General features: G+C 50.3%; 22 protein-coding genes, 1 tRNA gene and 2 rRNA genes. 24 read left to right on the top strand and 1 reads right to left on the bottom strand.

Annotated elements, in window-relative coordinates:
- The 24 genes from AC9UCN_RS05230 to AC9UCN_RS05115 form a co-directional block, all read left to right on the top strand.
- A 23S ribosomal RNA gene (locus tag AC9UCN_RS05230) occupies nt 1-389 on the top strand; the annotation flags it as partial.
- A gap of 92 nt (nt 390-481) precedes the next feature.
- Nucleotides 482-598, top strand: a 5S ribosomal RNA gene (gene rrf / locus AC9UCN_RS05225).
- Nucleotides 599-661: 63 nt separating this feature from the next.
- Nucleotides 662-1,636: a hypothetical protein gene (locus tag AC9UCN_RS05220; protein WP_509524539.1), complete on the top strand. Its 975-nt coding sequence runs from the start codon at nt 662-664 to the stop codon at nt 1,634-1,636.
- On the top strand, nt 1,626-2,609 hold the full coding sequence (locus AC9UCN_RS05215; RefSeq protein WP_509524537.1) for an HAD-IIA family hydrolase: 984 nt from the start codon (nt 1,626-1,628) through the stop codon (nt 2,607-2,609). Before AC9UCN_RS05220 ends, AC9UCN_RS05215 begins: the two co-directional genes overlap by 11 nt.
- Before the next feature lie 24 nt (nt 2,610-2,633).
- Entirely contained in the window at nt 2,634-2,777 is a 144-nt protein-coding gene (locus tag AC9UCN_RS05210; protein WP_509524535.1) for a hypothetical protein, read from the top strand.
- Nucleotides 2,749-3,582: a TlyA family RNA methyltransferase gene (locus AC9UCN_RS05205; RefSeq protein WP_509524550.1), complete on the top strand. Its 834-nt coding sequence runs from the start codon at nt 2,749-2,751 to the stop codon at nt 3,580-3,582. Before AC9UCN_RS05210 ends, AC9UCN_RS05205 begins: the two co-directional genes overlap by 29 nt.
- Nucleotides 3,579-4,511, top strand: coding sequence for an NAD kinase (locus AC9UCN_RS05200; protein WP_509524532.1), 933 nt, complete (start codon nt 3,579-3,581; stop codon nt 4,509-4,511). The genes AC9UCN_RS05205 and AC9UCN_RS05200 overlap by 4 nt, the downstream gene beginning before the upstream one ends.
- A gap of 3 nt (nt 4,512-4,514) precedes the next feature.
- The gene (recN, locus tag AC9UCN_RS05195; RefSeq protein WP_509524529.1) at nt 4,515-6,203 is read left to right on the top strand and encodes a DNA repair protein RecN; all 1,689 of its coding nucleotides are present in this window, start codon (nt 4,515-4,517) and stop codon (nt 6,201-6,203) included.
- A gap of 77 nt (nt 6,204-6,280) precedes the next feature.
- The gene (gene pyrG, locus AC9UCN_RS05190; RefSeq protein WP_509524526.1) at nt 6,281-7,945 is read left to right on the top strand and encodes a CTP synthase; all 1,665 of its coding nucleotides are present in this window, start codon (nt 6,281-6,283) and stop codon (nt 7,943-7,945) included.
- The gene (locus tag AC9UCN_RS05185) at nt 7,938-8,507 is read left to right on the top strand and encodes an NUDIX domain-containing protein (protein ID WP_509524524.1); all 570 of its coding nucleotides are present in this window, start codon (nt 7,938-7,940) and stop codon (nt 8,505-8,507) included. Before pyrG ends, AC9UCN_RS05185 begins: the two co-directional genes overlap by 8 nt.
- Nucleotides 8,507-9,439 (top strand): site-specific tyrosine recombinase XerD, encoded by a 933-nt coding sequence (xerD, locus tag AC9UCN_RS05180; RefSeq protein WP_509524522.1) that lies wholly within the window; start codon nt 8,507-8,509, stop codon nt 9,437-9,439. The genes AC9UCN_RS05185 and xerD overlap by 1 nt, the downstream gene beginning before the upstream one ends.
- A 41-nt stretch (nt 9,440-9,480) precedes the next feature.
- Nucleotides 9,481-10,314 (top strand): ParA family protein, encoded by an 834-nt coding sequence (locus tag AC9UCN_RS05175; RefSeq protein WP_509524519.1) that lies wholly within the window; start codon nt 9,481-9,483, stop codon nt 10,312-10,314.
- A gap of 10 nt (nt 10,315-10,324) precedes the next feature.
- A complete protein-coding gene (locus AC9UCN_RS05170) occupies nt 10,325-11,122 on the top strand; it encodes a segregation and condensation protein A (protein WP_509524516.1) in 798 nt (265 codons plus the stop codon).
- Nucleotides 11,112-11,702 carry an SMC-Scp complex subunit ScpB gene (scpB, locus tag AC9UCN_RS05165; RefSeq protein WP_509524513.1) on the top strand — a complete coding sequence of 197 codons (591 nt, stop codon included), beginning with the start codon at nt 11,112-11,114 and terminating at the stop codon, nt 11,700-11,702. The genes AC9UCN_RS05170 and scpB overlap by 11 nt, the downstream gene beginning before the upstream one ends.
- On the top strand, nt 11,692-12,441 hold the full coding sequence (locus tag AC9UCN_RS05160) for a pseudouridine synthase (protein WP_509524510.1): 750 nt from the start codon (nt 11,692-11,694) through the stop codon (nt 12,439-12,441). Before scpB ends, AC9UCN_RS05160 begins: the two co-directional genes overlap by 11 nt.
- Before the next feature lie 2 nt (nt 12,442-12,443).
- The gene (aroH, locus tag AC9UCN_RS05155; protein WP_509524507.1) at nt 12,444-12,806 is read left to right on the top strand and encodes a chorismate mutase; all 363 of its coding nucleotides are present in this window, start codon (nt 12,444-12,446) and stop codon (nt 12,804-12,806) included.
- Nucleotides 12,803-13,888 (top strand): prephenate dehydrogenase, encoded by a 1,086-nt coding sequence (locus AC9UCN_RS05150; RefSeq protein ID WP_509524505.1) that lies wholly within the window; start codon nt 12,803-12,805, stop codon nt 13,886-13,888. Before aroH ends, AC9UCN_RS05150 begins: the two co-directional genes overlap by 4 nt.
- Nucleotides 13,885-14,532 (top strand): (d)CMP kinase, encoded by a 648-nt coding sequence (gene cmk / locus AC9UCN_RS05145; RefSeq protein WP_509524503.1) that lies wholly within the window; start codon nt 13,885-13,887, stop codon nt 14,530-14,532. Before AC9UCN_RS05150 ends, cmk begins: the two co-directional genes overlap by 4 nt.
- Nucleotides 14,533-14,551: 19 nt before the next feature.
- Nucleotides 14,552-16,003: a ribosome biogenesis GTPase Der gene (der, locus tag AC9UCN_RS05140; RefSeq protein ID WP_509524500.1), complete on the top strand. Its 1,452-nt coding sequence runs from the start codon at nt 14,552-14,554 to the stop codon at nt 16,001-16,003.
- Between the two features lie 14 nt (nt 16,004-16,017).
- Nucleotides 16,018-16,094, top strand: a tRNA-Pro gene (locus AC9UCN_RS05135).
- Nucleotides 16,095-16,184: 90 nt separating this feature from the next.
- Nucleotides 16,185-16,766 carry a CDP-alcohol phosphatidyltransferase family protein gene (locus AC9UCN_RS05130; protein WP_509524498.1) on the top strand — a complete coding sequence of 194 codons (582 nt, stop codon included), beginning with the start codon at nt 16,185-16,187 and terminating at the stop codon, nt 16,764-16,766.
- A 1-nt stretch (nt 16,767) separates the two neighbouring features.
- Nucleotides 16,768-17,196 carry an FHA domain-containing protein gene (locus AC9UCN_RS05125; RefSeq protein WP_509524495.1) on the top strand — a complete coding sequence of 143 codons (429 nt, stop codon included), beginning with the start codon at nt 16,768-16,770 and terminating at the stop codon, nt 17,194-17,196.
- On the top strand, nt 17,196-17,897 hold the full coding sequence (gene ftsR, locus AC9UCN_RS05120; RefSeq protein WP_509524492.1) for a transcriptional regulator FtsR: 702 nt from the start codon (nt 17,196-17,198) through the stop codon (nt 17,895-17,897). Before AC9UCN_RS05125 ends, ftsR begins: the two co-directional genes overlap by 1 nt.
- A 107-nt stretch (nt 17,898-18,004) precedes the next feature.
- Nucleotides 18,005-18,538, top strand: a complete 534-nt coding sequence (locus AC9UCN_RS05115) for a MerR family transcriptional regulator (RefSeq protein WP_509524489.1) — start codon at nt 18,005-18,007, stop codon at nt 18,536-18,538.
- Here AC9UCN_RS05115 and AC9UCN_RS05110 read toward each other — a convergent pair.
- Complete coding sequence (locus AC9UCN_RS05110; RefSeq protein WP_509524486.1) at nt 18,535-19,407, bottom strand: ParA family protein; 873 nt, start codon at nt 19,405-19,407, stop codon at nt 18,535-18,537. The genes AC9UCN_RS05115 and AC9UCN_RS05110 overlap by 4 nt on opposite strands.
- Nucleotides 19,408-19,488 lie beyond the last annotated feature (81 nt).

Raw genomic sequence — 19,488 nt, 5'->3', positions numbered from 1 at the left:
GCATCCTGGGGCTGGAGTAGGTCCCAAGGGTTGGGCTGTTCGCCCATTAAAGCGGCACGCGAGCTGGGTTCAGAACGTCGTGAGACAGTTCGGTCTCTATCCTCTGCGCGCGTTGGAAATTTGAGAAGACCTATCCCTAGTACGAGAGGACCGGGATGGACGAACCTCTGGTGTGTCAGTTGTTCCGCCAGGAGCACCGCTGATTAGCTACGTTCGGGAAAGATAACCGCTGAAAGCATCTAAGCGGGAAGCTTGCTTCAAGATGAGATTTCCATGACTTTTAGTCGAGAGGCTCGCAGCTAGATTACTGCGTTGATAGGCCGGATGTGGAAGTGGGGACTAAAGACCCATGGAGCTGACCGGTACTAATAAGCCAACTACTTGATAACAATTTTTTTGCTTGCGTCCACTATGTGGTTCCCGAGGTATGGGAACCAAACAACACACTTTCGTGTGTCAATGAAACATAACTCAATAGTGTTTCGGCGGCCATAGCGGAGGGGAAACGCCCGGTCACATTCCGAACCCGGAAGCTAAGACCTCCTGCGCCGATGGTACTGCAAGGGTGACCTTGTGGGAGAGTAGGACACCGCCGGACTTAATTTAGGAGATGGTCACCAATGTATGTTGGTGACCATCTTCATTTAAGGACAAGTTGCATATGAGCGAAGATCGAGACCGTAAGCCTCGTCGTGATTCTGCTCGCCCCGATCGCCCGAGACCATCCGGTCGCGCAGAGCGTCAGCAGCCAGAATCAGAACGGCCTGATTGGCAGCAACTTGTTGAGCGAACTCGCGACCCAAATCGCGAGAAGTCTCCTGTAATTCCAGATGCCATCACTCCTGATGATGTTGATCTCGGAGTTCGGGTGCAGTTGAAAACCCTCACCCCAGAAAATGCCGAAATGGTGGCAAGACATCTTGCAATGGTGAATCTGTTGATTGACCAAGACCCAGAGCTAGCCCATAAACACGCACTTGCTGCAGCTAGAAGAGCGGGTCGAATCGCAATTGTTCGAGAAACTGTTGGAGTAACTGCGTATACCGTTGGCGATTACACACTGGCACTTCGAGAACTCCTGGCCCATAGAAGAATTTCTGCCTCGAATGATCAGATTCCGCTAATCGTGGACTCGGAGCGCGGCATGAATAGACCAGATAGAGCGCTAAAGATGGCCCGCGAGGTAGACCGTAAGAAGCTAACTCCAGCTGTTCGAGTGAACTTGGCAATTGTCACTAGCGGTGCAAGATTGGACCTTGGCGAAAACGAGCTCGCATTGGCCGAACTTGAAATTCCAGAGCTCAACCCAGCAAAGGTGTTTTCGTATTCGCCGCCACTGTTTCGGGCATATGCCGACACCCTTGAGCTACTTGGGAGATCAGCTGACGCCAAGAAATGGTTTGATTTGGCCAAGCGTGCAGAAGTTGCACTTGCTGGCAAGCCAGAAGATGTTCTGGAGATTATTGAAGAAATTGAAATTCCGAAACTAGCCGATCGCCCAGCTAGGTCTTCCAGCGATGGCGAACCTAGAAAACCTTTTGGGAGGTCTGGTTCTGGTAGCCGTGACTTAGGTAAACCCCGCAGGGGATTCGACAATCCAGGCGGCGAACGACGAGGTGCACCTCGTGGCCGCTAAAGTTCTGGACAGTTTTGAAACACTGCTACTGGATCTTGACGGAGTTATCTATGAAGGTGGCCGCGCAATTGTTGAAGCAATCGAGTCGATAACTGCAATCAAGACCAAAGGCGTTCAGGTTGGGTTTATAACCAACAACGCCTCGAGAACCAGCGAAGCGATTGCTAAGCAGCTTAGAGATTTTGGTTTGGTGCTAAATGCCGAGGATGTAATCACCTCAGCGCAAGCTGGAGCCGGTTTACTAAAACAGATTGTTCCTGCAGGATCAAAAGTTCTGGTGGTCGGTGGCGAGGGACTGCGTTCAAATGTTTCACTTGCTGGATTCGAAATAGTCGAATCAAGTAAGGATTCACCAGCCGCTGTTATTCAAGGTTTTGATCCATCTGTTGGTTGGCAACACCTAGCTGAAGCTAGCTATGCAATACAAAATGGCGCTAAGTGGGTAGCTACAAACCAAGACTGGACCATTCCAAGAGAAGAGGGCCTTGCACCAGGAAATGGCACATTGGTTTCTGCGGTTCACACCGCAGTTGGGCAGCTGCCGGTTGTTGCAGGCAAACCCGAGAAAGCAATTTTCGATACAGCCATGTCGCACTTTGGCTCTTCGAGTGCGGTATACGTAGGCGATCGGTTAGATACCGATGTCTTGGGAGCCAATCGAGCAGGAATTAGTTCAGCTTTGGTGATGACCGGGGTTACTACCCGCAAAGAGTTATTGGCAGCAAAGCCTGACTCGAGGCCGGCATATATTCTTGAAACACTAAAGGATCTATTGAGTAGCTATCAGGTACCTGTAATGACCAAGCGTGGCTACAAACTAGGTAGCGCTGAGGTAGAGCTACTGGGCCAGAAGGTTCTTGTGAGCTTTGGAGACCCAAAGTCTTTGGAAGCTTTAAGGTGCGCATGTTTGACCATCTGGGAGAGTGGCCAGCCAATTCATACCCTCGATGTAGAGCAAGCTCTATACGAATAAGCTAGTAACAGAGGAAAGGTAATCATGTCAGATCTATTGGATGAACTCGCTGTTGAGATTTCCAGCGCCCGTGAATTGCCGCTTGCCGAGCAACCAGCAGCTTTCGAGGCCATCAGGGCCAAGCTCGAAGCCATGATTTCTGACAACAGGCCACAAGAAACTGAGTAATCTTCGAATTGATTCGCACCTTGTAAACATTGGGCTTGCAAGATCCAGAGGTCACGCAGCTGACCTGGTCAAAGCCCACCGAGTCTTTATTGGCGAACGCGAACTCACCAAACCTAGTCAGCTAGTTGATACCGAAGCCCAAATCACCGTGGTGGCTGCCGACGAGTATGTCTCTAGGGCAGGACTAAAGCTCAAGGGAGCCTTAGACAAGTTCGCTGAAATCGATGTTGTCGGCAAATGTGCCCTAGATGTTGGAGCTTCCACGGGCGGCTTCACCGATGTCTTACTTCGCCACGGAGCAAGCCGGGTTGTCGCTATTGACGTAGGCCATGATCAGCTAGCCCCAGAGCTACTTACTAACCCGAGGGTGCTCTCTTTTGAAGGTATTAATGCCCGCGAGGTGACGATGACTGAGCTTCGCGAGCAAACCGGGATCGCAGATCTTGAGTTTCAGCTGGTGGTAGCGGACCTTTCCTTTATTTCTGTCACATTGGTGCTATCAGCTCTAGTAAAGGTGGCGCCAACGGCTGATTTTGTACTACTTATAAAGCCTCAGTTTGAGGTGGGTAAGCAATCGCTTTCGGCGTCAGGAATAGTGTCGGATCACCGACTTAGGGCCCAAGCCATCAAGCAGGTTGTGGATTGTTGTAACGAACTGGGTCTTGGGGTGCTTGGATTGGAGCGTTCTGAGCTACCTGGCACCCACGGGAACATCGAGTACCTAATCTGGGTTGCTAGTTCCGAGCGACCAAATCAGTCAAAATGGACTGAGAGAATTGAAAAACTGGCCAGGGAGGGAAAATGAGCGCAAAACGACTAGTTTTGCTGGTTTCCCATACCGCCAGGGATGAAGCAATTGTTGCAACCCTAGAGTCAGCCACTGCGCTGCTGGCTGCTGGAATCACGCCAGTAATGACCAAAGAACAAATTACCGAAACTAAAAAGTTTGCTACCGGTCAGGCCGCAAAAACCATGGAACAGGTTCTTGAGCTTGGATCTGATTGTCAAGAAGCAGAGCTTGAGCTCGCGGTAGTTCTTGGCGGAGACGGCACCATCTTGAAAGCCGCCGAAATCGTTCGGGAATCTCAGACTCCGCTGCTTGGTATCAACCTGGGCCACGTTGGTTTCTTAGCCGAGAGCGAAAAGAACGAAATTGGTTCCACCATTGAGAGAGTTGCCAAGCGCGATTACATAGTGAAAGAGCGCCTGACGCTTGACGTTTCAGTTTTGCTAGAAGGTAAAGAGGTATACCGCACCTGGGCTCTAAATGAAGCCGCGGTTGAAAAAAGCGCTCGCGAGAAGATGCTCGAGGTAGTTGTTGAAATCGATGGCAGGCCGCTATCAAGTTTTGGTTGCGATGGAATTGTGATGTCCACACCAACCGGTTCCACAGCTTACGCATTTTCTGCCGGGGGACCGGTAGTTTGGCCATCGGTTGATGCACTCTTACTTGTCCCACTAAGTGCTCATGCCCTATTCGCAAGACCGCTTGTTATCAGCCCAGGAGCACTACTAGCTGTTGAAGTTTTGCAGCGATCTCCTGGCCACGGTGTGCTGTGGTGCGATGGAAGAAGATCGACTGAACTACCGGCTGGTGCAAGAGTAGAGGTAAGGAAATCCTCGAAGTCTGTGAAACTTGCCAGATTGAATCAGGGTCCCTTTACAAACCGATTGGTAAAGAAATTTGCGTTACCGGTTGAAGGTTGGCGTGGACCGGATTCTAAAAAGGATTAGCTCGTGATTGAAGAGATTCTTATTCGCGACCTCGGGGTCATTAGCGAAGCCAAGCTGGAATTTGGTCCAGGGCTCACGGTCCTAACTGGTGAAACCGGTGCTGGAAAAACAATGGTGCTAAACGCCCTTGGTCTGTTACTTGGAGAAAGAAGTGACTCGTCGGCTATTCGCAAGGGCCAGGAACAAGCCTTTGTTGAAGGCAGATGGTTGCTTGCCGATTCGGCAGTATCAAGAATTCGCGAACTAGGTATCGAACTAGACGATGCTGAGCTCTTAGTGAACCGCTCTGTTTCAGCTGAGGGTAGATCACGGGCTGCTCTTTCAGGTAAATCGGTGCCGGTTGGAATCTTGTCAGAAATTGGTGAACAACTTGTGGTTGTTCACGGTCAGTCCGATCAAATTCGACTTCGCTCCGCAGCCGCTCAACGCGAAGCTCTAGATCAATTTGCAGGCGCAGAGCTTGCAAAAGTAATGACCGAGTACACAAGCGTCTTTGCAAACTGGAAGCAAGCAGCTTCTAGGCTTTCCGAGATCACTACCCAGCTAGAAGCTAGATCTCGCGAAGCCGACCAGATTAGGTCTGCTGTTGAAGAGCTCACGAGTCTTGATCCAAAGCCGGGAGAGGACATTGAGCTTGCCGAGAAAGCATCAAAGCTCACTCACCTAGAAGAACTGCGAATCGCTGCCACCGCAGCACATGACCAGCTAAGCAGCGAGGGCTTCGACGACTCATCTGATGCCATTACTTTGGTCGGTAAAGCCAGAAGATCACTGGAGGCAGTTAGCGAACATGACCCAGAACTAGCCGCTCTTGCGCAGCAGCTAAAGGAGATCGGCTTTTCGCTGAATGAAACTAGCGCTAGCATCTCTGGCTACTTAGCCTCGTTGGATAGCGAGGGTAGCCAAGAGTTAGAGCGGGTGCAGCAAAGAAGGGCGGATCTGACTTCCGCGATGCGTAAGTATGGCCCAACTCTCGAAGAAGTGATTTCATATTTTGAAAACTCTGGGGCCAGGCTTCTAGAGCTTGATTCTTCAGACAAAGAGATTCAAGAGCTCACGGCTCTTGAGCAATTGCTAGGTAAGCAGGCCACATCACTTGCCAAGACAATTACCGAGCTTCGCAACAAGGCAGCCAGCGCCTTGGCTAAGTCAGTGACCGGAGAGCTAGCTGCTCTGGCCATGACTGGTGCTTCCCTTGAGGTGACGGTGTCCCAGGGCTCAGAGCTGGGGGCTAACGGGGCAGACCAGGTTGCCATATTGCTAAGTGCTTATCCGGGGGCGGAACCCAGGTCGCTTGGCAAAGGTGCCTCCGGGGGAGAGCTATCTCGGATCATGTTGGCTATCGAGGTCGTGCTGGCTAGTAGTGAACTGGCTCCTACCTTTATATTCGACGAAGTTGATGCCGGAGTTGGCGGTGCTGCGGCTACTGAGGTCGGTAAAAGACTTGCCACCTTGGCCCAAAATGCCCAAGTTATCGTTGTTACTCACTTGCCTCAGGTGGCAGCATTTGCCACCAGGCACCTGAGGGTTCTAAAGAGCGTCAGTGATCAATACACCTCGACCGACGTAGTTCGCCTCGAAGGCGAAGCTGTGGTGGAAGAGCTCGCTCGCATGCTTTCTGGTTTGAGCGAATCCGAAAGCGGAAAGACTCACGCCAAAGAGCTTTTGGAGTTGGCAAGAGCTTCAATCTAAAAAATTTTGCGTGTCGTTTTGCTGGGGTTGAGACTAGCAAGCAAAAGTGAGTAAACTAAAATTCCATGGTAGAAACTGTGGATCCGGGGCGTACAAGACATATATTCGTCTCCGGCGGAGTTGCCTCCTCACTTGGAAAAGGCCTCACAGCAGCCAGTCTAGGAAACCTTCTAAGAGCACGCGGTCTTCGCGTTGTAATGCAAAAACTAGACCCCTATCTAAACGTTGACCCAGGAACCATGAACCCGTTTCAGCATGGTGAGGTTTTTGTTACCGAAGACGGTACCGAAACAGATCTAGACATCGGTCATTATGAGAGATTCCTCGACATAAATTTGTCAAAAGCCGCTAACGTAACAACCGGTCAGATTTACTCAACCGTTATTGCCAAGGAGCGCAGGGGAGAATACTTAGGCGACACCGTCCAGGTAATTCCTCACATCACCGATGAAATCAAGCGTCGCATGAGGCTTCAGGCAAATGAAGAACCAATTCCAGACGTAATCATCACTGAAATTGGTGGCACAGTCGGTGACATTGAATCCCAGCCATTTTTGGAAGCTGCCAGGCAAATCAGGCACGATGTCGGTCGGGACAACGTCTTTTTTGTTCACGTCTCACTGGTTCCATACCTTGGCCCTTCGGGGGAGCTAAAAACCAAGCCCACTCAGCACTCGGTTGCCATGCTTAGATCCATTGGTATTCAGCCAGATGCCATTGTTTGCCGTTCAGACCGGGCACTTCCTGATTCAATAAAGAAAAAGATTGCTTTGATGTGTGATGTGGATATCAGGGCTGTTGTAAACGCCGCGGATGCCCCGAGTATTTACGCCATTCCCACAGTGCTGGACAACGAGGGGCTCGATAGCTACATCATCAACTCCTTGAGCCTCAAAGCCGGAGAGATTGACTGGACTAGGTGGAGCTCAGTACTAAGCGCGGTAAACGAACCAAAGCACGAGGTCACCATTGCTCTTGTGGGTAAATACATCGAACTACCAGATGCCTACCTATCGGTAACCGAAGCACTTCGTGCTGGAGGTTTTGCCCATCAGGCCAAAGTAAACATTCGCTGGGTCGCTTCTGATCTTTGTGAATCTGCAGAAGCCGCTTCTACCCAGCTAGCCGATGTTGATGGAATTTGTATTCCAGGCGGTTTTGGTGTTCGAGGAATCGAAGGCAAGCTAGGAGCTTTGAAGTTTGCTCGTGAGAACAAGATTCCAACTCTTGGTTTGTGCCTTGGACTGCAGTGCATGGTTATTGAGTTTGCAAGAAATGTACTTGGATTACAAGACGCATCTTCGACAGAGTTTGATCCGCAAGCCAAGCACCCTGTTATTGCCACCATGGCAGAACAAATCGACATTCTTGCAGCAGGTGAAATGGGCGGAACAATGCGCCTTGGTTCTTTCGAAGCAAAACTTACTAAGGGCTCTATTGCCGCCGAGGTTTATGGCAGCAACGAAGTTACTGAGCGTCACCGTCATCGTTATGAAGTCAACAACTCTTACCGTGAGCAGCTAACAGCTGGCGGAATGGTTATTTCTGGAACCTCTCCTGATGGTTCTCTCGTTGAGTTTGTTGAGCTATCAAAAGCTGATCACCCTTACTTTGTTGCAACTCAGGCGCATCCAGAATTTAAATCCAGACCAAATAGAGCGCACCCGCTGTTTATTGGTTTAGTGAAGGCAAGTTTGGAGCGTCAAGAGTCCAACCGACTCTTCGAGGTCAAGGATGCCTAACGACCAGAGCGTCGAAATTGCCTCTATCAAAAAGACTCTCATTCACAAAGGTATGGTCTGGGATCTAGTTTCAGACACATTTGAATTCAACGGACAGCGTCTTACTCGCGAGTATGTGGATCACACCGGCGCAGTTGCCGTATTGGCCTTCAACGAGAGAGAGGAGCTGCTTCTAATGAAGCAGTATCGAAGGCCGGTTGGAAAGTTCCTAATTGAACTTCCTGCAGGAATACTGGATGTTCCAGGAGAGTCACTCCTTGATTGCGCCAAGCGTGAGCTTGCTGAAGAGGCAGGATTTGATGCCGCTGACTGGTCCGAGTTGATTAGCTTTCACACCACCCCGGGCGGCAACAACGAGGTGATTACGATCTTTGTTGCTAAGCAGCTTTCAGAAACCAGTTTGGTATTTGAAGCAACTGGCGAGGAAGTTGACATGCCACAATCATGGGTTCCAATATCCGAGGCCGTGAAGCTCGTGCTAACGGGAAAGATTATGAGCCCGAGTGCGGTTGTTGGAATCATGGCTTACCAGTTACGTAAAGACGGTTCACAAAAAAGCTAATGAAAACCCTCGCGCAGCTAGTTGATGATTACCTTCGACACCTGAGCATTGAGCGAGGGTTAGCAAAGAACTCAATTGCCGCCTATAGGCGTGACCTGAACTCCTATCTTGGCTACCTAGAGAAGCAAAACATCACAAACCCCAGCCAAGTCACCGAAGCTCAAGTAACTGGCTACGTAAGTTCGATTTCTGAATCGGGAGCACTCTCGGCCAACTCGGTTGCCAGAATGCTCGCCGGTGTTAGAGGGTTACACAGATTCTGGCTTTTTGAGTCCATCACGATCGGCGACCCTAGTTCTATGGTGAAGCCTCCGAAGCTACCAAAGCGCCTGCCAAAAGCCATCAGTGTTTCAGAAATAGAGAAACTAATAGAAGCCTCGGGGCCAGATCCCAAAAAACTCGAGGCTGGTGAACCCGATCTAGCGAGAGTGCGCGATCGGGCAATTCTGGAGCTTCTTTATGCAACAGGTGCCAGAATCAGCGAGCTAACCGCGCTCAACTTGGATGACCTAGTTGACCCAACAATGATTCGATTGTTTGGAAAGGGTTCGAAAGAGCGCATGGTTCCAGTTGGAAGTTTTGCCCAGAGTGCTCTTGAGGTTTATTTGGTTCGGGCAAGACCGGTGTTGGTAAAAAAGGGTAAGGGGACTCCAGCTCTTTTTCTGAATCAGCGCGGTAGCCGATTATCCAGGCAGTCGGCCTGGCAGATCATTAGCTATAGCGCTGATGCCGCGAAGATTTCATCGGAGGTTTCACCTCACACGCTTAGGCACTCTTTTGCAACCCACCTTCTTGAGGGCGGGGCGGATGTGCGAGTGGTCCAAGAATTACTGGGTCACTCTTCGGTTGCCACCACCCAGATTTATACGCTTGTTACGGTTGATGCCCTACGCGAGGTTTACGCCACCAGCCATCCGCGGGCCAGGAAATAGCGGTCGCAACGGGCAGGTAGGCTATTAGCTCGGGAGGATTCATGGCACAGCGACCAGCTAAAAGGCCGGTTTTTGACATCCCCGCCACCTTGCAAAGTCACGGTCCCGCAAGAATCATTGCGATGTGTAATCAAAAAGGTGGGGTGGGAAAAACCACCACAGCAATCAACTTGGCCTCTGCTCTTGCAGGTTATGGCCGCAAGGTATTGCTAGTTGATTTTGACCCTCAGGGTGCTCTTTCAGCAGGGCTCGGGGTTGTTGCGCACGATATCAAAACAATTTACGATCTCCTAGTCGAAAAAGACCTAAAGGCTCAAGATGTCATCTTGCCAACTGGCGTGAATAACCTCGACGTAATACCTGCAAACATCGACCTTTCCGCAGCTGAAGTTCAGTTAGTCAACGAGGTTGCTAGAGAGCAAATTCTTGCTCGGGTGCTTCGCCCGGTAACTGACGACTATGACGTAGTGATTATTGATTGCCAGCCATCTCTTGGTTTATTGACTGTAAATGCTCTAACTGCAGCTCATGGAGTCCTGATTCCCTTGAACTGCGAGTTCTTTGCTCTTCGAGGGGTAGCCCTTCTAATCGAGACAATTGAAAAGGTGCGCGATCGGTTGAACCCAGCTATCAAGTTGGATGGTATTTTGGCCACGATGTATGACCCTAGAACCCTGCACGCCAGGGAAGTAGTGGAAAGACTCTATGAGGCCTTTGGTGATCAGGTTTTCGACACCATTGTGCACCGCACCGTCAAATTCCCAGACGCCACGATCGCAGCCGTTCCAATCACTGAATTTGCGCCCACTTCAGATGCCGCTGAATATTACCGAACCGTGGCAAGAGAGTTAGTGTCTCGTGGCAACGCCCCATAACCTCGAGGTCATGGAACCCGAAAAAGACAAAGGCTTTGCGCTAACGCTAAGCAACTTTGAGGGCCCATTTGACCTATTGTTGACACTAATTTCTAAGCACGAGTTGGACATCACCGAGATTTCACTTAGCCGTGTTACTGATGAATTCATCCAGTACGTTAAGCAGCTAGACGAGCATGAAGAAATGGAACAGGCTAGCGAGTTTCTAGTTATTGCCGCAACGCTATTGGATCTAAAAATTGTCTCGTTGCTACCTCAGGGAGAGCTAGTTGACGCCGAAGATGTTGCACTTCTCGAAGCAAGAGATCTTCTGTTTGCTAGGTTGTTGCAATACAAGGCCTTCAAGGAAGTATCTGCCTGGTTCGCAACCAGGATAGATATGGAAGCTACTCGGGTTGCCAGAGCTGTTCCAATTGAAACCAGGTTCCGTGAAAGTACCCCAGAGCTTGTTTGGACAATGACCTTGGAAGAGTTTCACGCCTTATCGCAAGAGGTTTTCACACCGAGAGAAATTCCGGGTATTGGACTTACTCACCTTCACGCACCCGCAGTAAGTATCCGTGAGCAGGCAACCGAGGTAATTCTCCGACTTCGAAAAGCCGGCAGCTTGACTTTTTTTGATCTAATTCGGGATGAACCAGAAAGAGCCAAGATAGTCGCTAGGTTCCTCGCGGTGCTAGAGCTATACAGGCTTTCGGCGATTGCCATGCAGCAGGATGGCCCGTTGGCGGATCTATTGATTACTTGGCAAGCCGATAACTTTGATGATGAACAACTAGCAACCCTGGGAGCAGATTATGACGCGTGATGAGAATCAAGGAACCGAGAACACCTTGCAAGAAGACAGCATCGAAGGAGCACTCGAGGCAATCTTGATGGTAACCGATGCGCCAATCTCGCTGGTTGCCCTGGCCACCGCTCTAGAGATCCCGGTCAACCAAGTTCGCGATGCCGTCATGAAGTTACGCGATGACTACGACGGGAAAGACGGTATCAGCGCTAGAGGTTTTGAGCTTCGAGAAGTGGCCGGTGGTTGGAGAATCTACGTTCGCCAAAACTACGACTGGGCCGTGAAGATGTTTATTGCCAACGAAAACCCAACCAAGCTTTCTCAAGCCGCCCTTGAAACACTGTCTGTAATCGCTTACAAGCAACCAATTGCTAGGGGCCAGATCGCTTCCATTCGAGGCGTGAACGTCGACTCGGTTGTTAGAACGCTTACTTCTAGAGGACTAGTCACCGAGTTGTATACCGATTCTGAAACCGGTGCGATTCACTACGGAACAACTTCGTTGCTACTGGAGCAGCTAGGAATCAATTCCTTGGACCAGCTGCCTCCAATTAGCCCTTACCTGCCTGATATCCATAGCGATTTCAATGAGCGATAGAGAATCAACCGAGGGCATAAGACTTCAGAAGGTTATGGCTAATGCCGGAGTGGCATCCAGAAGAGTTTGTGAAGACTTGATCTCATCCGGGTCCGTCAAGGTTAACGGCAAGGTAGTCAAAGAGCTGGGCACCAGAATCAATCCCGAAGTAGACAAGGTTGTTGTCAAGGGAACTCCGATTCAACTTGATGTCTCAAGGGTCTATTTGATGCTCAATAAACCAGCTGGGGTAGTTAGCACCATGCAAGACGAACACGGCAGACCAGATCTTTCGCAATATGCACTTGATTACGATCGCATCTTCAACGTTGGCAGACTAGACGTTGACACCACCGGATTGTTGCTGATGACCAATGATGGCGATTTAGCCCACAAGCTAATGCACCCATCTTTTGAGGTGTCTAAGACATATCAGGCAAAAGTCCACGGCCAGATTACTCAACCTGTATTGAACCAACTGCTTGCCGGCATCGAATTAGAGGATGGTCCAATCAAGGCAGATAAGGCCAGATTCCTGTCCGCTTCTGGAAACCACAGTCTGGTCGAAGTTGAGCTACACAGTGGAAAAAACCGCATTGTCCGAAGAATGTTTGAGTCTCTTGGGTTTCCGGTGGTGGCCCTGGTAAGAAGGCAGTTTGGACCGCTACATTTAGGCCATCTAAAGCTTGGTGCTGTGAGGCAACTGTCTAAAATAGAGCTCGGAGCAATTTTGAAAGCCGCTGACAAGAAAAGGACATAATCATGTCAATTCGTGCAATTCGCGGTGCCATCCAACTAGATGTTGATGAACGTTCTCATCTGATTAAATCAACCGCTGAGCTTCTTACCAAAATGATGGGCGACAACAAAGTCGATGAGTCCCAATTGATCTCTATTCTCTTCACGGCAAGCCCTGACATAACTTCCGAGTTTCCAGCCTTAGCAGCCAGAGAGCTTGGCCTCGGAGATGTTCCGTTGATGTGCTTTGTTGAAATGGATGTGACGGGAGCGCTGCCAAGAGTTATCAGGGTTCTTATAAACGTTGAGTCAGACACTCCAAGAAGTCAGATCCAGCACGTTTATCTTCGCGGAGCAACAGCCCTGCGCTTGGATTTAGCCCAGTGAAAGACTCGAGACTAACCGGGCCAATCAAGATTGTTGGCACCGGCCTTATTGGAACATCTATTGGCCTGGCTCTTAAAAGCAAGGGACTTGAAGTATTGCTTGAAGACTCCTCACCAGCGGTATTGAATCTGGCAATTGATTTTGGCGCGGGCAGCAAATTTCAAATGGGCACCGAGCCAGAGCTCGTTATTGTCTGCACACCACCTGATATAACGGCTCACGTTATTGCAGCAGAGCTCAAGGCTCATCCCAAGGCAACAGTTACCGATGTTGCAAGCGTTAAGGGAACAGTGTTGACAGCGCTGCAACAGCAGGGATTAGAGCTTGCGAATTACGTGGGATCACACCCTATGGCCGGTCGCGAGCAAACCGGAGCTCTTGCAGGCCGAGGGGACCTGTTTATTGGCAGACCCTGGGTGATGACACCAAACAAGAAATCTTCTAAAGAATCAATCCTGTTGGTGGAAGCACTTGCTCATGATGTTGGAGCCTCGTTAGTTTCTATGGACCCTATTGAGCACGATAGAGCCGTCGCACTCGTTTCACACGCTCCGCAGATTGTTTCTTCGCTATTGGCTGCAAGGCTTGCCACGGCTGATAGTTCCGATGTCTCACTTGCTGGCCAGGGGCTTCGAGACACCACCCGCATTGCTGCATCTGATCCTAAGCTTTGGATGCAAATTCTTTCAGCGAACAGCCATCAGGTTTCTGATGTTTTGAGAAGTGTGCGGGATGACCTGGACCAGATTCTCGAAGCATTGCAAGACACATCAAAGCCTGGTTCGCTAACGAGCATCGGAAAACTACTTGAATCTGGAAACCAAGGAGTGTCCAAGATTCCAGGTAAGCACGGTTCTAGTGCGACAAAGTACGCCAAGGTCACGGTCATGATCGACGATAAGCCTGGAGAGCTTGCAAGGCTACTAACTGAGATCGGCCAGATTGGTATCAACCTAGAAGACCTAACCTTGGAGCACGCAACCGGAGCACAGGTTGGACTTCCAGAACTTTATGTTCTGCCAAGTTCGGAAGCTGAGCTTGTTTCAGCTTTGACTGGCCGCGGTTGGAAGATTGTCGGATGAGCAAGACCATAGTGGCAGTTGATGGACCAGCAGGATCTGGGAAATCAAGTGTTTCAAAACAAGCCGCTAGGCAGCTTGGTTTTGGATATCTAGATACCGGGGCTGGATACCGAGCACTAACCAAAACCGCATTAGATTCAGGGATTGATCTTGCAACCGTTGGCGAGCAAGACCTGGATGTCTTGTTTGATTATTCGATTTCGACAGAGCCAGATAACTATTGGGTCAAGGTTGGGGATAAAGACCTAACCGATGCTATTCGTAGCCAAGAAGTCGAGCTCAATGTCAGTAAAGTCGCTGCCCAGCCAAAAGTGCGGAGCTTTATGAGGCAAATCACTAGATCCTTGGCCGCCAGCTGCCCAAACGATGGAATCATCGTTGAAGGTAGGGACATCACCACGGTGGTGATGCCTGATGCCAAAGTTAGAGTTCTGCTAACCGCCAGCGAAGAAGTTAGACTTAGTAGAAGGTCAATCGATCTGCTAGGAAGCGGTTCTCTAGCAGCCCAACTTAGCGATCGAGACAAGAAGGATTCTAAGGTCGTTGACTTTTTGAACCCAGCACCCGGGGTAACCCTTCTAGATACCACCGAACTCGACTTCGAGCAATCGGTAACTGCCTTGGTTGATCTAATCAACCACTAACTGGCTAAGGAATAAAGAAATGGAAGAAGATCAGCTCGACGAGCAAGCACGCGCCGACGTGCTGCGCGGGTCGCTAAGCGACTACGAGCTAGATGAAGAAGACTTAGCGCTCTTAGAGATCGAGCTAGCCGAAGAAGGCTTCGAGGGTTATCTTCCAGCTCTTCCGGTGCTGGCAATTGTTGGTCGTCCAAACGTTGGTAAATCCGCTTTAGTAAATCGAATTCTTGGCCGTCGTGAAGCGGTAGTTGAAGATGTTCCTGGGGTTACCCGTGACCGAGTTTCTTACAAGGCCGAATGGAATGGCAGAAAATTCACCCTGGTTGATACCGGAGGCTGGGAGCCAAACCCCAAGGGAATTGATGCTGCAGTTGCGGCCCAGGCCGAGGTAGCAGTTGAGCTTTCTGATGCTGTTTTGTTTGTGGTGGACGCGATGGTCGGCCCTACCGCTACCGACGAAAGGGTAGTGAAGATGCTTCGTGCATCTGGCAAGCCGGTGATCTTGGTAGCGAACAAGATTGACGATGCCAGACAAGAACCAGAAGCGGCAGCCTTGTGGTCGCTGGGGCTTGGTGAGCCACATCCAGTTTCAGCAGTTCACGGTCGTGGGGTAGCGGATCTGCTTGACGCCGCAATGGCAAAGCTTCCCGAAATCTCGGCAGTTGCTGAGCAAGAATTCGGTGGCCCAAGAAGAGTAGCCCTGATTGGTAGACCCAACGTTGGCAAGTCATCGCTATTGAATAAGGCCGTGGGTAAAGTTCGGGCAGTAGTAAGCGAAATCGCTGGGACCACCCGTGACCCAATCGATGAGCAGGTAGAGCTAGGTGGCAAGACTTGGCGCTTTGTTGATACCGCGGGCATCAGAAGAAGAATCAAGCTAGCTCAGGGGGCAGACTTTTATGCATCTTTGAGAACAGCTGCCGCCCTTGAGCGAGCCGAGGTGGCGGTAGTGCTTTTCGATGTGACCGAACCGCTAAGCGATGGCGACATCCGAATTGTTGATCTGGCACTCGAGTCAGGGCGTGCACTAGTACTTGCTTTCAACAAGTGGGATCAGATGGACGATGAGCGAAGAAAATACCTCGAGCGAGAAATCGAACAGAACCTATCTCACGTTTCCTGGGCTCCAAGGGTAAACATCTCGGCCCTAACTGGCCGCCACCTAGAAAAGCTTGTTCCGTCCCTAGAGGTGTCCCTACACAGCTGGGACCTAAGAATTCCTACCGGCAAGCTCAATACCTTTATACAAGAGCTAGCAATGGAGTTTCCGCACCCAGTTAGGGGAGGCAAGCAGCCTAGGATCTTGTTCGCTACCCAGGCCTCGACTAGGCCTCCAAAGTTCATTCTTTTCACAACTGGCTTTTTGGACCCGCAGTACCGCAGGTTCATCCAAAGAAGACTGCGTGAAAGCTTTGGGTTCGAGGGGACCCCAATAGAGATCTCCATGCGGGTTAGAGAAAAGCGTAAGCGTTAGGCTTTTTGCTTAGACGGGCTATAGCGCAGCTTGGTAGCGCACTTGACTGGGGGTCAAGGGGTCGTGGGTTCAAATCCCGCTAGCCCGACCAGCAAATACTCGAACTTTCGCAAGTTAGTCAATCTAATACAATCAAGCTATGCCGACAGCTAGGAAATCCAGCTTCCTCAAGGGTGAGGTAGTGAACATTCCGAACCTGCTTAGCTTTCTGCGAATAGCACTTGTTCCGGTATTTTTGTGGCTGCTACTGAATGAGATGTTTCTGTCAGCGATTTTTGTTCTGATGGTTGCGGGTATTACTGACTTCTTGGATGGCTATCTGGCTCGAAAGCTAAACCAAATGACCAAGCTGGGTAAGGTTCTAGACCCGGTAGCCGATCGGCTATACATCTTTGCAACATTACTGGCGCTGTCAATCACGGGACACATTCCTTGGTGGCTTGCAGCGCTTGTTATCGGTAGGGATCTACTCATGCTGATCTCACTGCCAGCTCTGGTGTCTCTTGGATACGCAACTCTTCCGGTTCACTACCTGGGTAAGGCAAGCACTTTTGCTTTGCTGTATTCGTTCCCGCTTTTATTGATGGGGAAGATCTTTGTTGAGGCACAGTTCATACTGCTTCCTTTGGCCTGGGCATTTGCTCTTTGGGGGGTGGCGCTTTACTGGTGGTCTGGATTTGTATACCTTTGGCACCTGATTTTGCTGTGGCGTCAGGAGCGTGGAAATAGCAGTAATCTATTGGATAACAAAGGGGGAGGGTGAAATGGGCGACGAAAACCGCGATGAGGTCGAGAAGACCCTTCGGTTCAATTCCGAGTGGCTCAGCGACGATAGCCCCGATCTAGATCCGGAGCACAAGGCAGCCGTTGATGCTCTTCCTCGAGGAAACGCCCTTCTAGTAGTTCGCCAGGGCCCAAATTCTGGAGCAAGATTCCTGCTCGATGCAGACGTGACAACCGTGGGCCGACACCCAGAATCAGCAATCTTCTTGGACGATGTCACGGTCTCGAGACGCCACGCAGAGTTCCGTCGTCATGGCAATTCCTTCCAAGTTCAGGATTTGGCATCGCTAAACGGCATCTACTACGATGGGGTTCGAATTGAAAGCGCCCTTTTAGAAGAAGGTGCTGAAATTCAAATCGGCAAGTTCCGCTTCACGTTCTACCCATCGAAAGCAGCAGGAAACATCTAATGGCTCAAGCCCAATCCAATGTGAGGCCAATATCTTCCTCTGGAAGATTGCTCACCATCGGTCAGGTGCTTGCAATTTTGAATCGCGAATTTCCAGACCTTTCTCCTTCCAAGTTAAGATTTCTTGAAGAGCAGGGTCTGATTGAACCGCAGCGCACACCTGCTGGTTACCGTAAGTTCTCCGAACAAGATGTTCAGCGCACCAGAGTCATTCTTGAGCTGCAAAGAGATCAGTATCTTCCACTGAGAGTTATTCGCGACTACCTAGAGCAGCTTGATTCAGGCAAGACCCCAAACCTTCCTCAGGTTCAAGCATCGGTTGCAAAACTTCAGCCGAAAAATCCAATTAAACTCACCAAGGTTGCTCTTATGAGCGAGACTGGAATCAGTGCGGGCTTATTGCAAGACGCACAGACTCTAATGCTGATCAATAAAGAACCTTTTGAAAGTTCAGATCTTGAGATTGCCCGCGCGATTGTTCACCTGCAGCGCTTCGGTATTTCACCCAGGCATTTGAGAGGATTAAAGGCTTCGGCTGATCGCGAGATTGGAATCATCGAGGGTGTTGTCGCACCGGTACTTTCGAAGAACGAAGCAGCTAGCAAGTCCCGAGCTACCCACTACGCCCAGGAAATTGAGAACCAGTTCGCAACCATCCGTTCCGAGCTAATCAAGTCCGTCATCTCTAAGATCGACAAGTAAAAACCCCTTAATTTGGCGCTCGACACGCCGCCCTTACCGATTAACTGGCCTAGCTGGCACTAAAGCGGGAGAATTGAAACATTCAACCAGTACAGAAAGGTTAGGCGATGTCTCAAAACGACGGTTTCGATAACGACATGTTATTTACCGACGGCATGATCTCGCAGGACCCAAAAGTTGGCTACCGCGGAACCGCGGCAGCTTCCGCGAGCGGGATTAGCTACCGCCAGTTGGACTACTGGGACAGAACCGCACTAGTTCAGCCTTCGGTTCGCTCCGCAACCGGTTCTGGTTCCCAAAGACTTTACGCATTCCGAGACATTTTGGTTCTAAAACTGGTCAAGAGGCTTCTTGACACTGGAGTATCGCTGCAGCAGATTCGAATTGCAGTTGAACAATTGCGTTCAGAGGGTATGAATGACCTAGCCCGCATCACCTTGATGAGCGATGGAGCCAGGGTTTACCTTTGCACCTCACAAGATGAGGTTATTGACCTACTTGGCCGTGGTCAGGGTGTATTTGGAATTGCTGTTGGAAGAGTGCTTCGTGAGGTTGAGGCATCGCTTGTTAACATTCAGAGTTTGCACCTAGATGACATGGACGAGCTAGCTTCCAGAAGAGCCAGCAGAAAAGCCGTTTAGGGCTCGTCTACCAAATCAAGCACTGTCTGAATAGCTCCGCGTCGAATCTTCGCACCCTTTAGAATCTTGGAGCTCCGCTTTGAAGATCTCTTGCTGGTGTCTGCGCTGTGCGACTGGAACATCTGATCTAGAACTAACTCGAAAGACTTAGCGGTATTGCCTGCTACTTCACCTGGCCAACTGTGAATAGGTCTGGCTGCACCTTGGGCTTGCTGAACTGCGGAGTGTTCCTCAATTGCAACTGAGAATAAATCTGATCCAAACAGCTGCTCAAGTTCCGCTAGCCGGAACTGATGTTCCTTAGATGCTGGAATGTAGCGATTGATTAGAACACCAAGGGGTTTCAAGCGGCCGGCTGTTTGCTTGCTGATTTCTGTAATCGCTCGCATTGCCCGGTCGGCAGCAAGCACAGAGAAAATAGAAGGCTCTGCCACAATCAAAACCCTGTCGCTTGCCGTCCAAGCGAGTTGGGTAAGTCCATTCAATGACGGAGGAGTGTCAACGATCACAAGATCGTAATCAGTCTCCACCCGACTCAAGGCCTCCTCGAGCCTCCAAAGATCCCTCTTGGTCGGAGTCGGGCTATCGAACTCCACTACCTTGGGACTTCCCGGGAGAAGATCCATTGTTCCCGCAGAAGGAGACTCCCAGTCACTAGCCACGATGGCCCGAACCACGTTGGCGTGCTTTGGAAGCTTTAGAACCTCTGCGCAAGACAACTTGAGCTCTCTCGTGGCCCCAAGAGCAGTGGTCGCATCAGACTGAGGGTCTAGATCGACCACGAGGGTGCGAAGGCCTCTAGAAAGTGATGCTGAGGCAAGCCCTAGGGCAACGGTTGTCTTTCCGACACCGCCCTTTAGGGAACTCACGCTTAGTACATGCACCCAAATAGGCTACCTTTTTATTGAGTTAATGTATTTACGCGAAACGAACTGTTTCTAACCATCAGT

The sequence above is a fragment of the Rhodoluna sp. genome (assembly GCF_036721215.1).
GTDB lineage: Bacteria > Actinomycetota > Actinomycetes > Actinomycetales > Microbacteriaceae > Rhodoluna.
The sequence above is the reverse complement of the archived record's forward strand: the minus strand, read 5'-3'. Positions and strand labels throughout refer to the sequence as shown.

Excerpts from the sequence above, each read along its gene's own strand:
- AC9UCN_RS05220 (WP_509524539.1), top strand. The coding sequence starts at position 662 with ATGAGCGAAGATCGAGACCGTAAGCCTCGTCGTGATTCTGCTCGCCCC.
- AC9UCN_RS05210 (WP_509524535.1), top strand. The coding sequence starts at position 2,634 with ATGTCAGATCTATTGGATGAACTCGCTGTTGAGATTTCCAGCGCCCGT.
- AC9UCN_RS05200 (WP_509524532.1), top strand. The coding sequence starts at position 3,579 with ATGAGCGCAAAACGACTAGTTTTGCTGGTTTCCCATACCGCCAGGGAT.
- AC9UCN_RS05185 (WP_509524524.1), top strand. The coding sequence starts at position 7,938 with ATGCCTAACGACCAGAGCGTCGAAATTGCCTCTATCAAAAAGACTCTC.
- xerD (WP_509524522.1), top strand. The coding sequence starts at position 8,507 with ATGAAAACCCTCGCGCAGCTAGTTGATGATTACCTTCGACACCTGAGC.
- AC9UCN_RS05175 (WP_509524519.1), top strand. The coding sequence starts at position 9,481 with ATGGCACAGCGACCAGCTAAAAGGCCGGTTTTTGACATCCCCGCCACC.
- AC9UCN_RS05170 (WP_509524516.1), top strand. The coding sequence starts at position 10,325 with ATGGAACCCGAAAAAGACAAAGGCTTTGCGCTAACGCTAAGCAACTTT.
- scpB (WP_509524513.1), top strand. The coding sequence starts at position 11,112 with ATGACGCGTGATGAGAATCAAGGAACCGAGAACACCTTGCAAGAAGAC.
- AC9UCN_RS05160 (WP_509524510.1), top strand. The coding sequence starts at position 11,692 with ATGAGCGATAGAGAATCAACCGAGGGCATAAGACTTCAGAAGGTTATG.
- aroH (WP_509524507.1), top strand. The coding sequence starts at position 12,444 with ATGTCAATTCGTGCAATTCGCGGTGCCATCCAACTAGATGTTGATGAA.
- cmk (WP_509524503.1), top strand. The coding sequence starts at position 13,885 with ATGAGCAAGACCATAGTGGCAGTTGATGGACCAGCAGGATCTGGGAAA.
- der (WP_509524500.1), top strand. The coding sequence starts at position 14,552 with ATGGAAGAAGATCAGCTCGACGAGCAAGCACGCGCCGACGTGCTGCGC.
- AC9UCN_RS05125 (WP_509524495.1), top strand. The coding sequence starts at position 16,768 with ATGGGCGACGAAAACCGCGATGAGGTCGAGAAGACCCTTCGGTTCAAT.
- ftsR (WP_509524492.1), top strand. The coding sequence starts at position 17,196 with ATGGCTCAAGCCCAATCCAATGTGAGGCCAATATCTTCCTCTGGAAGA.
- AC9UCN_RS05115 (WP_509524489.1), top strand. The coding sequence starts at position 18,005 with ATGTCTCAAAACGACGGTTTCGATAACGACATGTTATTTACCGACGGC.